Below are 12,651 nucleotides of genomic sequence, written 5' to 3' on the forward strand. Positions count from 1 at the left end.
CACTATAACGGTGCCATACTTCCCGTTCGCGCCTGCCGATCGTCTTATTGCTGCGTTCCTGGGTCTACGCGGCGCCGCATATTCGTGTCCGCCAAGGCTCTCCCTGCGACATGCAGGGCTTCGTCGAAAAAGTCGATAAGAAACCCAAGCGCCGCAATGCGCTCTCTGTGCCGGCCATGATCAAGGCAATGGTAGCTGGGTCCGATTTGCAAGATGAATGGTGTTGAACCCAGTCTACCAATTTCTTCATCGGCATCGCCAACCGCCACTCGCCAAAGACATCGACGCGCTCATGCCGTGGGTCCATGCACAACGGATCAGCGACTCACAAGTAGCTGAGACTCCCCGACGTGCTCATGGCGATCTCACAACGGCAGAGCGCTTGGGCGGAAACGCCGCGTACGATCCATCGGACAATGAGATGGTTATTAGCCCTATTGCCGATGGGCCTTGATTCAAGTCAAGGCCCCGCACCACGCATTACCTCATCCTTGAGTACGGAAGATTACCTTAGAGAAATCACGGAAAGGGACTGGAGTGTATGATCGGTAGGATCAAGACGTTTGCGCCCCCCACAAACCGATCATTAGCTCCAGCCACCGCCGATCGGCTGGCCTTATTGGCAGGTTCTCACGAGGACCAACTGTCTCTCTGTGACCGTCTCGAGGCCATTGCAAACAGCCTTCCGCACGGAGTCGACCATAGTATATGCGCTCACGCCGGAAAGATGCTTGGCCCGCACTTACGGAATCTTCACGAGAGAGAAGAAGCTGCTGTTTTCGCGTGGACAGAGGAGAAGCTAGGGGACGATCCATCAGTTTTAACTACTTTGGGTCTGCTCAAGTATGAGCATTGCGAAGACGAATGCTTCGCCGAGGAATTGGCGGAAGTGTTGGGTCGGCTGGCGACGGCGGACGCTACTGTCAATCCGGAGGCAGCGGGTTATATGCTCCGTGGTTTCTTCACCAATTTGCGTCGGCATGTGCGCTTCGAGCAGCAGTGCTTTTGTAACCTAACTGCTGATCGCTCAGGCTGCTGACGCATCCCGTTCCTGACCGATGCCAACGGGGCATTCGAAGATCCTCTCTGAGTGCCCGCGGGCGCCAATTGCCTCCTGACTCCAAGGCAGGGATTCACGCTGAATCACGCGAGGAAATCAATGTCGTGCCAATTCTGTCTCATTCCGAGTTCGGCGGACTTGCTCTGGCTCTCAGGTGGCTGGGCAGTTCGTTGTTCTACGTCGGCTGCTAGCTGCGGGACGGGGTCGACGGTCGGCGATGTCTACGTCTTTCGTCAGCTTGCGCGACGGCAAGGGCTCTTTGGGGACTGTCGTTTCGACTACGATTGCATTTATAACGGCCAAAGTGGTTTTTCGGAGTCCGTTCGTCAGATCAAGCAACAATTTCGTCGGCCGCTACATGGGTCTGGCAGTTCTTCGGGCATACCCGGGCGCAGGCTCCGCAGCCGATGCAGCGGCCGGCGTGATCGACAACCATGATCGTGCGACTGAGCTCGCCATCGAAGTCGTCGTCCTCGCCATCGCAGGCCCCGAGGATCTCACCGGATTCGTCGATGCCGTGCAGATGCATGACCTCGCGCGAGCAGACCTTGAAGCAGCGGCCGCAACCAATGCACGTCATGGCGTCAATGGCCGTCAGATATTGCGGCATCCATGTGGAGCCGTCGCGGGTAAAGAAATGACTTGTCATCGTTGGTTCTCCAATCAGGATCTGTCTCTCCGCATCCGCCACAGGCAAAAAAGTAAAATCTCTTCCGAGATCGGACGTGACCTCATCCGTCACATCCGCCGAAATTCCGGTCTTGTCGGCCGACTTTTCGGGGGCGGTCTGCTAGTCAGCGGCCATTGCAAAGACTTGGCTAGGCATTTTTGAGCCTCGCCCTGTGGAAAGATCGCGGCAGCGGGACCGGTGCGCGTGGGGAGGAGTGGTCCCGCTGCCTGACGTCGGCTCTCCAGGGGAAATGAGAGCCGGCGGTTCGTCATCGCCTAGATCGACCGTCCACCGCGCCACGTGGGTGCGTGGATGGCGGTTATCGCTTCGGTCTCCAGCGAGCTTCCTATTGGAAGACTGACGGATGGTGTTCGGTCGATACGACTCTGCCCGGTCGTGAGAAGCACCGCGAAGCCCTCGTACACGGAGCGAACGGACGGTTCGAGCGCAAGCCCGGCGGTGGTGTGGAAAGCTTTGAGCCTCCACGGCACGCCCGCATCGAAATCGCGGATGATCGCGTACCACGCTGGCGCGCTGTCCCGCGGCATTGATTCCAGGATGAAGCGGCCGGAGTTACTCTTCAGGTTGCCGCCGACACTACCGACTTTCGGTCCGAGATCAAAAAAAACAGCGAGCGCATTCTGGGCGGCGGTGCACGTGTCGATGCCTCCCTCGCAGCCGAATGCGACCTGACCTAGACCTGCCACGTTGCTTGCCTCATTCGTACCCTGCCGATCCCCGGCTTTCCAGCCTCTTAGATGGCATGTCGGCAAGACTCGTGCCACTCGGGTGCTCGACTTGAAAAGAAGCTTGTTATGTTAGCATTTCAGGCATTTAGCCGGGAGGCAAAGAAGGGAACCGTCGACAAGAATGTGTCGCTTTACCGACAAGAGTGTCGAAGCGGCTGTTTGAATTACTACACATGGTTCTCATCGGCGGCTACCGAACGAGTACTCAAGCGGTACAGATAAACTGCCCGGGGCAGACGGCGGCGCGCGTCGCTGAGGTTGATGCACGGGCTGATACCCTCCGTTTCGGAAAAATCCACTATTTACTCGCCCTCAAGCCGCCCACGGGCGTAGCCCTAATCCTTGGCCGGTCGCCTTGGCGCCGGCAGCATGCCTTTTGCCGGATCGATCGTCAGGCCCGAGCCACTTCGGGATAGGTTTCAATGGCGGCGGTCGCATCATCCACCAGCTTTGCACCGGCTTCCGCGAGCTTGCGAAGTGTCGCGAAGCCGAAGCGGTGGACGTCGCGCACTGTTTTCGAAAATACGACCAGCCGCCCGGTCGTTAGAAGCACTCGTCCGAAGCCCTCATGGCTGATCATCGTGATCGGCGACGCTACCAAACCGGTACGTGCTTCGATTGAAAGCGCGACGGCGGTATAAAAGATATTGAACCGCAACATAACGTCCGGGCCGGGATCGCCGATGATCGGGATTTCTCGACGCTGCTCTTCAGTGATGATGAAGTGGGCCAACAACTCCGCGTCCGATGCGCGGTCCTGCGATCCGTAGGTATCCTGCGCGCGGACCAGCCGCGCGAGGCATTTGACAAATGGCGTGACAAGGGCCGCCTCGTCCACCTTGACATCAGGCGTGCCCGTATTGAGGGACGTTTTTTTCATGATTCAGTCCTCGTCCTCGAATGGTTTTTTCTCTGCGACGCCTGCTTGCGCCAGCACCTTGCGCAACCACGGCGGAGGGGCCGTCTTGAGCATTTTCTGGGTTCGTGAAAGTACGTCTTGAATGGCTTCCGGCTCTCCCACTCTAATCGGATGAATTCTCGCAGAGACGACCCTGGCTGCGGAAGGGCCGCCGATAGCCCGACAAAAGAGGAGATGACAGCCTCTTAACGCGGTCACCTTTGGGGTGATGCGGTCCTCGCCCTCGATCGGATGCTTCCCGGATTCGTCACAGACGTCATCGAAGCTCACAGCTTCCACGAAATCCCAGCCGTCGCGCGACACGTCGTAGACTGCAAAGTGCTTGGCCGACCCGAAATGGGCGTTTAGGACTTTCATGTCCTGCGTCGCGATCGCTATGCGCAATGCGCCGGAACGCCGCGGCTGGATCTCGTCAGTGACGAGCGAGAGGCGACGAACGGAATTCATCCGGCATTTCTCCGCTTTCGCATTGCATCGATTTTCTCAAGCGACGGCGCGGGCTGGTTGGCCTGGATGATGTTGGCCGCCTCGAAGATCAGGTCGCGCGTGCCACGATAGAGAACTGTGAGTTTGTGCTGGCTGCCGAGGCGGTCGAATATCGGGAAGCCGATCCGCAGCAGAGGGATGCCGAGGCGCTCCGCTGCCTGGCGACCGTGCGAATGGGTAACGAGAAGATCAGCGCCGCCGGCTAGATCTTCGAGATCACCGAGATCGCCGATCTGGACCTTTTCGGCCGGGACTTTCTCGATAATTTCTGACTCACCCGTAGTCGTAACGGCCGAGATGATCTCGGCGCCAAGTCCCGTAAAAAAGGTGGCAAATTGGTACAACTGGTCCGGCTCGGTGGCGATCGCGATCTTCTTGCCGGCGAAATGGAAGTGTCCGTCGAGAAGCGCGTCTTGCAGCTGTGAGCGGTGACGGTGGATCTTCGCCGGCGCCGGCACGCAGGAAATCTCGGAAAGAAGCGAGACAAACTGGTCGACGTTCTTCAATCCCGTTAGTGACTGGACCAATACGTAAGGCACACCCGTCAACGTCTGCAGTAGCTCAGCCGGGCGCCGCATATGTTCCCCGATGGCGATGCACCGCACCGCCCTACCCAACTCCTGTATATCCTCGATGCTTGTACCTCCATACGCTGTCGGCATCCAGCGGTCGGGCACCGTACCGTCGAGGGAGCCTGAGACGTCCGGCACGATCACCGGCCTCAGCCCAAAACCTTCCACCATCTCGCGCAACTGCTCGATATCGCCTACCGTGAGGTGCCATCCCGGCAGGATCGCAACCTTCTTTTGCTTCCACGGCTGCTCGCTAGGTTCTGTAATCCTCTCGATCAGTGTTGCCTTTCTCGAGCGAGGCGCCTGCTGACCCCGCAGTGTAATCTGTTGGATCATCGCGGCGACGGCCCTCGCCCAGCCCTCCTCCAAGGCGCCATCGAAATCCGGCGTGTTTGCCAGCACGACCTCTGTGCCTGCAAGTTTCTCCGCATGCGTCATCTTGATGTTGGCGATTTGCCTTGCGAAATCTTCAGAACGGGTTTCCACAAGTGCCGTCGTGCAGATCCCGATCAGCCGCGGATTCGCCCGCTTTTTCAAGTTCAGAATCGCCTCTTCCAGATGGGCTGCCCCGCCCAAGACTGTTGTCAATTCGTCCATTGCCGTCGTCTGCAGCGGGATCGTTTCCTTGAAATGGCGCACGCACAGCACTAGCGCGAAGCTAGTGCAGCCTTGGCTGCCGTGGAACAGCGGTATCGCGCCATCGACCCCGAGAAAGGCTAACGCGGCACCCAGCGGTTGGGACGACTTGAGCGGATTGACCGTCGCTGATTTAGATTGGCGATGGATGTCGACCATTTGCTTTCCTCAACACTCAACGAAGTCACCGGCGTCGTGCCGGCGAATTGAGCGCCCGACACTCGTAGCATCGGAGTCAGGGCGCGGGTTCGGCAGTGGTTCCTGTGTAGCAGGACGGCTTTCCCACGGTGCCGGCTCCCTCACCTGCGACCAGACGGGGTTGTGAATCGCAAGGTCGATCTGGCGCACGAGTTCCACCGTGCCGTCATAGCCCGCATAGGGGCGGTGACGCTCTTGGTTGATATCGACCCAGGGCATCTTGGCCTTCAGCGCAATGAATTGCGTGCGCCCGCCCGACAGCATGATGTCAGCCTTATGTTCTGAGAGCATGGCATAGAGCTCTCGGGGCGACATCGACTCGAACATCTGGAGATCGTCCTTAAGCACCTGTCTGATGCGCTCCTTGTCCTCCACCGTCGATTTCTTGACCGAGGTGCCAACGATCTCCATGCCGATCTCCATCAGCGCATGAACAAGCGACCAGGATTTCACGCCGCCGGTGTTGATGAGCACCCGCTTGCCTTTAAGCCGCGGCCGGTATTCCTCGAGCTTTTTCCACGCAATCGCCTCCTCCTCCGCAATGAGTGCATCGGTGCGGTCGAGGATTTCTTGATCGGCACCCTTCTTTACGAGCAGATCGGCAATCTGTCGGAGTGCTTCCGAGGTGGCGGTGATGCCGTAGAAGGATCCCTCGAAGAACGGGATATTCCAGCGCTCCTCCATTTTGCGGGCAAGGTTGATCAACGCCGTAGAGCACACCAACATGGCTGCTCGAGCGCGATGAGCGGAGGCAATGTCGAGATAGCGGGCATCACCGGGAATGCAGGCGCGAACACGGATGCCAAGCCTCTCCAAGAGTGGCTTGACCAACCAGAACTCACCAGACAGGTTGAACTCGCCAAGGATATTGATGTCGCAAGGGCCGGCATCATCTGGCTCCACCGTGCCGATGACATGGTCGAGCAACGCCTCGCCAGCCAGCTTGTTGCCGAGGTTCTTCGAACCGACGAAGCCCGGCGAATTGATCGGCACCACCGGTAGGCCGCACGTTTCCTCAGCGCGCTTGCAGACCGCTTCGATGTCGTCGCCGATAAGTGCCGTTACACACGTCGCATAGACAAAGATTGCCGGCGGCTGATACGCTTCTCTAATCTGGCGGATCGCTTTGAAGAGCTTCCGCTCGCTGTTCCCCATCACTATGTCTTGCTCGGTGAGATCGGTCGTGAAGCTGGTGCGCCAAAGCGTCGGACCGGACGACGCCGTACCTCGGTTGTCCCAGGAATTGCCTTCGCAGGCGAGTGGTGCATGAACCAGATGCGCAACGTCGGTGATCGGCTGCAGCACGATCTTGGCGCCATCGAAGGCGCAGCCTCCGGCCGCCGCGCCGGGGGTCAGCGGTTTCGAACAGCCTTTACTGCGCGCGTTGGAATCCTTGCTGCGATTTCTCTCACAGGCAGGCTCATCGAAGACATCTTGGATTTTGACATTGAGCGAAGACATTCGCTAATCTCCACATTGCATCAGGAGACGGCCGGCGTTTTGCCGACCGTCGCTTTTAGCGGGTCAGGTCATAGGAATAATCGGTCACCGCCGTCTGCATCGTTTCGCGATCGAGGCGGTCGAAGATCGTGTCGAGGATCGTCGTCAGCAGGCGCAGGCCGCCCTGGTAGCCCATGAGCGGAAAGCGGTGGTGGTGGTGGCGGTCGAAGATCGGGAACATCAGCCGGATCAGCGGCGTGCCGGTATCGCGCTCGAGATACTTGCCGTAGGAATTGCCGATCAGCAGGTCGACCGGCTCGGTGAAGAGCAGCGAGCGCAAGGCCCAGAGATCCTTTCCCGGCCAGACCTTTGCCTGCTTGCCGAAGGGAGAAGAGGCGAGCAGGTCGGTCATTTCGGCCTGCCAGGCCGCCGTGCCGTTGGTGGCGAGGCAATGCCGCGGCTCGCCGCCGGTCTCCATGACGAAGCGGGCCATGGCGTAGACGAAGTCCGGATCGCCGTAGATCGCGTATGTCTTGCCATGCAGCCAGGATTGACTGTCGGCCATGGCGTCGACCAGCCGGCCGCGTTCCAGGCGTATCGTCTCGGGGATTTCCCGGCCGGAAATCGCCGACACCTTCATCAGGAACGCGTCGGTGGCGTTGATCCCGAGCGGGTAATGGAAGGCGGCGGTGGCCTGACCGACCTCCCGGCAATATTCGAGCGTCTTGCGGCTGTTGTAGTGCTGCAGCGACAGCGTCGCCTCGGCATTGAGTGCCGCCCTCAGCGCCTTGATCGTGGTGCCCCCGTCATACATGCGGTATTCGCCGTCGGACGGCGTATCGAACTGGTCGGAGGCATCCTGGATGAAGGTGTAGGACACGCCCATCAGGGTGAGCAGGCGCTGGAGCTCGCGGTTGTTGCCGACGCAAAAGCCGTCGAAGCCCGGGATGATGTTGATCGTGCCGGCCGCTTGGGTGCGCGCCTGGCCCTTCCAGAAGTGCTCCAGGATGCCCTTGACCATGCTGTCATAGCCGTCGACATGGCTGCCGACGAAGGCGGGCGTGTGAGCGAACGGCACGTCGAATTCGGGCGGGACTGCGCCTTCGCTCTTGGCGTTCTCAATGAAGCCATGCAGGTCGTCGCCGATGACCTCGGCCATACAGGTGGTGGAGACGGCAATCATCTTCGGATCGTAGAGCGCGTAGGTATTGGCGAGCCCGTCGACCAGGTTCTTCAGGCCGCCGAACACCGCCGCATCCTCGGTCATCGAGGACGAAACGGCCGAAGCCGGCTCCTTGAAGTGGCGCGACAAGTGCGAGCGATAATAGGCCACGCAGCCCTGACTGCCATGGACGAACGACATCGTCCGCTCGAAGCCGGCGGCTGCGAACACCGCCCCCAACGGTTGACAGGCCTTGGCGGGGTTGACGACGAGCGCCTCGCGGGCGAGGTTTTTCTCGCGATATTCCCAGCCCTTGCTGTATTCGCGCTGGTCCGTGACGAGCCGTTCGGGGTGCGGACATTCGAAGTTCAGCTTCTTCTCCGCGAGCATCTGCCGGTATTCCGGCTCGCGAAACAGCGGCGCATGGTCGAGTATCTTCTCAGCCGATTGCGGCATGGTGTTTGACCTTCTTGATCTGGCCTCTTAGGCCCAGGGATGTTCGAGAGGTTTCCGGTCTTGCCGCGGTCCTCGTGCCGCGCAAGACCGGACGATCATTCGGCTGCAACTGCGGCCGTCGGCACGGTCATTTTCTTCCAGGGCGCGTCGTAAAGATCCCAGACCGGATTGTTGATGGCGAGATCCATGTCGCGGGCGAAGATGGCGAAGCCGTCATAGCCGTGATAGGGGCCGGAATAGTCCCAGGAGTGCATCTGGCGAAACGGGATGCCCATCTTCTGCACCGGATACTTCTCCTTGATGCCGGAGCCGACCAGATCGGGGCGGATCCGCTCGATGAACGTGTCCAGTTCGTAACTGGTCGCGTCGTCATAGATCAGCGTGCCCGTCTTCACGTAGTGGCCGGTGCGCTGATAGTCGTCGTTGTGGGCGAATTCGTAGCCGGTGCCGACGATCTGCATGCCGAGGTCCTCATAGGCGGTGATGACGTGACGGGGGCGCAAACCACCGACATAGAGCATTACTCGCTTGCCCTGGAGGCGCGGCCAGTACTTGGCGATCACGGCGTCGACCAGCGGCCGGTACTTGGCGATGACCCTCTCGGCCCGTTCTTCGATCGTCGGGCCGAAATGCCTGGCTATCTTGCGCAGAGAGGCTTCGATCTGGGAGGGGCCGAAGAAGTTGTATTCCATCCAGGGGATGGCGTATCTTTCCTCCATGTGCCGGCAGATGTAGTTCATCGACCGGTAGCAGTGGATGAGGTTGAGCTTGGCCCTGGGGGCCCGCTCCACTTCCGCGAGCGTGGCGTCGCCCGACCAGTTGCCGACGACGCGCAGCCCGATCTCCTCGAGCAGGATGCGCGACGCCCAGGCGTCGCCGCCGATGTTGTAATCGCCGATGACGTTGACATCGTAGGGACCGGTTTCGAACTCGACGTCCGTCTTGTCGTCCGCCTTGTCGAACACCCAGTCGCGGATGGCGTCGTTGGCGATGTGATGGCCGAGCGACTGCGAGACGCCGCGGAAGCCTTCGCAGCGCACCGGCACGATCGTCGTTTCGTGTTCGACGGCCTTCTTGCGCGACACCGCTTCGATGTCGTCGCCAATCAGGCCGATCGGACATTCGGACTGGATGGTGATGCCGTTGTTGAGGGGAAACAGCTCCTCGATCTCGTCGATGACCTGTTCCAGCTTCTTGTCGCCACCAAAGACGATGTCCTTCTCCTGAAAGTCGGAGGTGAACTGCATCGTCACGAAGGTGTCGACGCCGGTGGTGCCGACATAATAGTTGCGGCGCTGCGACCAGGAATACTGACCGCAGCCAACCGGGCCGTGCGAGATGTGGACCATATCCTTGACCGGGCCCCAGACCACGCCCTTCGAGCCCGCATAGGCGCAGCCGCGGATCGTCATCACCCCGGGGATCGACTTGATGTTCGACTTCACGTCGCATTCGGAGAGGGTCTCGCCCTCCTCCCCGACCGCCTCGCGGTCCGATGCGACACTGAGGTGCTTTTGGCGACGCTTGGCCGCCTTGTGTGGGTACTGCGACAGCACTTGCGTGATCAGCTCCTGATGGAGCGCGCTGTCATTCTCGTAATCGAGGCTCATTGGGCCTGCCCCCTTTTTGCGTGTCCTCCAAGAAGAGGCACCATTGGTGGAATGTCGCACCGGATCACCGTCCCGGCAGCGTCTGCGGCGGCGGTCACTGGGCCGCTGCCGCCGCTTCCTTGGCCTGAAGTTCGGCAAGCATCTGCTCGTCGGTCTTCATGACGCCGAAATCGAGCAGCATGTCCTCCAGTTCCTCCATGGTGATCGGGGTCGGGACGGTGCCCTGGCCGGAATTGGCATGGATCTTGTCGGCCAGCGCGCGATATTCCGCCGCTTGGTTGGAGTCCGGGGCATACTGGATCACCGTCATCTTCCTGAGTTCGGCGTGCTGGACGATGTTGTCGCGCGGCACGAAGTGGATGAGCCTGGAATTGAGCTTGGCCGCCAGCGCCTCGGCGAGATCGAGCTCGCGGTCCGTCTGGCGCTCGTTGCAAATCAGCCCGCCGAGCCGCACGCCGCCCGAATGGGCGTATTTGAGGATCCCCTTGGCGATGTTGTTGGCGGCATAGAGCGCCATCATCTCGCCGGACATGACGATGTAGATTTCCTGCGCCTTGTTCTCGCGGATCGGCATCGCGAAGCCGCCGCACACCACGTCGCCCAGCACGTCGTAGGAGACATAGTCGACATCGTCATAGGCGCCATTTTCCTCCAGGAAGTTGATCGAGGTGATGACGCCGCGGCCGGCGCAGCCGACGCCCGGTTCGGGGCCGCCGGACTCGACGCATTTGATGCCCTTGTAGCCGACCTTGAGCACGTCCTCGACCTCGAGGTCTTCCACCGATCCCTCCTTTGCCGCCAGATGCAGGACCGTGTCCTGCGCCTTCGCGTTGAGGATGAGCCGGGTGGAGTCGGCCTTGGGATCGCAGCCGACGATGAGGATCTTCTGCCCGAGGTCGACAAGGGCGGCGAGCGTGTTCTGCGAGGTGGTGGACTTGCCGATACCGCCCTTGCCGTAAAACGCGATTTGACGCAGACCTGCCATGTTGCTTTCCTTCGTTGTTCGAAACCATCGCGGTTGCCCGCAACACGAATACAGCGGCAGCTTCAAGCCGCCTGCACAAGAGTGGCTACAAGACCCGTGCCAAGTCGGTGGAGCGGAGCGGTTGGCTGCCGATTTTCCAGATTTCTCAGCCGCTTAGACCGAAAAGAGATCGCCCGCATTAAAAAGCAAGCATGTGTCGCGGAGCCGACAATTTGTACCCAGCAATTGTCGAAAGCGTTGCCTATCAGGCGCTCGGAGCCCACTGCCGCTGATCAGGTACAAGCCGCGGGTTTGGGGAGCATCTTCTCGGAGGCTTTGCCAGCCCTAAGTGTCCGCCGTCCGATCAAGTTTGCTTAAGATGGGTATTTCCGGCCCTCGTCCGATTAAAATCGCGGACTGAACTATCGGAGCTCAAATGCGTACTGCCGCCGGTAGCCTGCTTGTCTGTCGTGCGAATGGTATGCGACCCATGACGCCCATGAGCCACTTTCACGAGGAGTTCAGCTGTAATCTGTGCCGACATTTACGATGGCTTTTGAAACTTGCCGGGCATTCTGACGGCGTCTGAGGAAGTGAGCTGACCCGAAGGTCAGGACGGTATAAACTCAAGCCTGCGACTGCCCGAGAGATTTCTGGACTGCCGGGATTATCTTGTCCCCCCAAAGCTCGATCTGGCGCAACATCGTGTTTTGGTCAAAATCTCCCAGCTGGGTCTGAATTGCAATCTGGTCCGGCTTCAAGACATCGATCTCCTCCAGAAGGCGATCAATCACGCGATTGATACTGCCAATGGGCAGGTTCTTGCGCATAGTGTCGAACGATAGATCCTGATGCGTCGGCATCTCCTCCAACATATAGCCGTCCTTACTTTGTTGCCGACGCTGTTGCAGTGCCTCGGACAGCCGGCGCTGGAAGCGGGCGTTATCGATATAGCTGTTGATTTCCGCTCCATCATCACTGGCATAGCAGCACCGCAGTAGCGATACCTTGGAGTCGCGAACCTCCTTGCCCTCGGATGCAGCGGCGGTCTTAATGATGCCACGCAGCAAGCCCAGAGTTTCCAAGCCGTCATGGAGAGCCGTGACGAAAAGATTGTGACCCTCACGATAGGCTCGGGCCATAGTTTTGGAGGATGCGGTAGCAATCCAGATCGGTGGCGTCGGCTTTTGGAGGGTGCGCACCGAAATCGCCGTCGGGGGTATCTGCATGTAGCGACCGCTGTGGGTGAAGATTCTTTGCTTTAGTCCCTTCAGCAAAATGTCCAGGCATTCCGAAAAGATGGCCGGCGCCTCATCTATATTGACGCCGAAGCGGTCGAACTCGAACTGCTGGTATCCCGAGCCAACGCCGAGTTCGAGTCGACCGTTGGCAACGACGTCGACAAAGCCGATTTCCGCCAGCAGGCGCTGTGGTTGGTAGAGCGGCAGCACGCAGACTGCGGTTCCGAGCCGAATGGTGCTCGTCAATCCGGCACAGTGGGCTACCATCAGTAATGGCGACGGGACGAGACTGTAGTTGTTGAAGTGGTGCTCGGCGAACCAGGCTGTGCTGAAGCCAGCCTGCTCCGAAAAAATTGCCTGCTCTATCGAGTTGCGGACGACGCTAGCGGAAGACTGATGATAGCCGCGCTGGGCAGCGAGAATGAACGTTGCGAACTCCATGGTGTCTCCTTGTTTTCGGATCTGGAATCGCGCAGTCGTGGGTCGCG

The 12,651-nt window shown here is 59.6% G+C and carries 11 protein-coding genes; 1 reads left to right on the plus strand and 10 read right to left on the minus strand.

The window, feature by feature from the left end; translation table 11 throughout:
* The first annotated feature begins 541 nt into the window (after window positions 1-541).
* Window positions 542-1,039 (plus strand): hemerythrin domain-containing protein, encoded by a 498-nt coding sequence (locus SS05631_RS28590; protein WP_037427214.1) that lies wholly within the window; start codon window positions 542-544, stop codon window positions 1,037-1,039.
* A gap of 352 nt (window positions 1,040-1,391) precedes the next feature.
* Here SS05631_RS28590 and fdxB read toward each other — a convergent pair whose 3' ends face one another.
* The 10 genes from fdxB to SS05631_RS28640 all read right to left on the minus strand — a co-directional run bounded on the left by fdxB (window position 1,392) and on the right by SS05631_RS28640 (window position 12,604).
* A complete protein-coding gene (fdxB, locus tag SS05631_RS28595) occupies window positions 1,392-1,709 on the minus strand; it encodes a ferredoxin III, nif-specific (RefSeq protein ID WP_037427216.1) in 318 nt (105 codons plus the stop codon).
* Between the two features lie 296 nt (window positions 1,710-2,005).
* Window positions 2,006-2,437: a hypothetical protein gene (locus tag SS05631_RS28600; protein WP_037427218.1), complete on the minus strand. Its 432-nt coding sequence runs from the start codon at window positions 2,435-2,437 to the stop codon at window positions 2,006-2,008.
* 433 nt (window positions 2,438-2,870) lie between these two features.
* Window positions 2,871-3,359, minus strand: coding sequence for a NifX-associated nitrogen fixation protein (locus SS05631_RS28605; RefSeq protein WP_037427220.1), 489 nt, complete (start codon window positions 3,357-3,359; stop codon window positions 2,871-2,873).
* A gap of 3 nt (window positions 3,360-3,362) precedes the next feature.
* Window positions 3,363-3,845 carry a nitrogen fixation protein NifX gene (nifX, locus tag SS05631_RS28610; RefSeq protein ID WP_037427222.1) on the minus strand — a complete coding sequence of 161 codons (483 nt, stop codon included), beginning with the start codon at window positions 3,843-3,845 and terminating at the stop codon, window positions 3,363-3,365.
* Window positions 3,842-5,251: a nitrogenase iron-molybdenum cofactor biosynthesis protein NifN gene (gene nifN / locus SS05631_RS28615; RefSeq protein WP_037427224.1), complete on the minus strand. Its 1,410-nt coding sequence runs from the start codon at window positions 5,249-5,251 to the stop codon at window positions 3,842-3,844. Before nifN ends, nifX begins: the two co-directional genes overlap by 4 nt.
* A 9-nt stretch (window positions 5,252-5,260) precedes the next feature.
* On the minus strand, window positions 5,261-6,751 hold the full coding sequence (nifE, locus tag SS05631_RS28620; RefSeq protein ID WP_037427226.1) for a nitrogenase iron-molybdenum cofactor biosynthesis protein NifE: 1,491 nt from the start codon (window positions 6,749-6,751) through the stop codon (window positions 5,261-5,263).
* A 55-nt stretch (window positions 6,752-6,806) separates the two neighbouring features.
* Window positions 6,807-8,348 carry a nitrogenase molybdenum-iron protein subunit beta gene (gene nifK, locus SS05631_RS28625; protein WP_095678131.1) on the minus strand — a complete coding sequence of 514 codons (1,542 nt, stop codon included), beginning with the start codon at window positions 8,346-8,348 and terminating at the stop codon, window positions 6,807-6,809.
* A 95-nt stretch (window positions 8,349-8,443) separates the two neighbouring features.
* The gene (nifD, locus tag SS05631_RS28630; protein WP_095678132.1) at window positions 8,444-9,958 is read right to left on the minus strand and encodes a nitrogenase molybdenum-iron protein alpha chain; all 1,515 of its coding nucleotides are present in this window, start codon (window positions 9,956-9,958) and stop codon (window positions 8,444-8,446) included.
* Window positions 9,959-10,052: 94 nt separating this feature from the next.
* A complete protein-coding gene (gene nifH / locus SS05631_RS28635; RefSeq protein ID WP_095678133.1) occupies window positions 10,053-10,943 on the minus strand; it encodes a nitrogenase iron protein in 891 nt (296 codons plus the stop codon).
* Between the two features lie 605 nt (window positions 10,944-11,548).
* Entirely contained in the window at window positions 11,549-12,604 is a 1,056-nt protein-coding gene (locus tag SS05631_RS28640) for an LLM class flavin-dependent oxidoreductase (RefSeq protein ID WP_037427039.1), read from the minus strand.
* Window positions 12,605-12,651 lie beyond the last annotated feature (47 nt).

The organism is Sinorhizobium sp. CCBAU 05631 (assembly GCF_002288505.1).
Lineage (GTDB): Bacteria > Pseudomonadota > Alphaproteobacteria > Rhizobiales > Rhizobiaceae > Sinorhizobium > Sinorhizobium fredii_C.

Bases quoted from the DNA above. Each gene is read 5' to 3' on its own strand.
- SS05631_RS28590 (WP_037427214.1), top strand. From the start codon at position 542: ATGATCGGTAGGATCAAGACGTTTGCGCCCCCCACAAACCGATCATTA.
- fdxB (WP_037427216.1), bottom strand. From the start codon at position 1,709: ATGACAAGTCATTTCTTTACCCGCGACGGCTCCACATGGATGCCGCAA.
- SS05631_RS28605 (WP_037427220.1), bottom strand. From the start codon at position 3,359: ATGAAAAAAACGTCCCTCAATACGGGCACGCCTGATGTCAAGGTGGAC.
- nifX (WP_037427222.1), bottom strand. From the start codon at position 3,845: ATGAATTCCGTTCGTCGCCTCTCGCTCGTCACTGACGAGATCCAGCCG.
- nifN (WP_037427224.1), bottom strand. From the start codon at position 5,251: ATGGTCGACATCCATCGCCAATCTAAATCAGCGACGGTCAATCCGCTC.
- nifE (WP_037427226.1), bottom strand. From the start codon at position 6,751: ATGTCTTCGCTCAATGTCAAAATCCAAGATGTCTTCGATGAGCCTGCC.
- nifK (WP_095678131.1), bottom strand. From the start codon at position 8,348: ATGCCGCAATCGGCTGAGAAGATACTCGACCATGCGCCGCTGTTTCGC.
- nifD (WP_095678132.1), bottom strand. From the start codon at position 9,958: ATGAGCCTCGATTACGAGAATGACAGCGCGCTCCATCAGGAGCTGATC.
- nifH (WP_095678133.1), bottom strand. From the start codon at position 10,943: ATGGCAGGTCTGCGTCAAATCGCGTTTTACGGCAAGGGCGGTATCGGC.
- SS05631_RS28640 (WP_037427039.1), bottom strand. From the start codon at position 12,604: ATGGAGTTCGCAACGTTCATTCTCGCTGCCCAGCGCGGCTATCATCAG.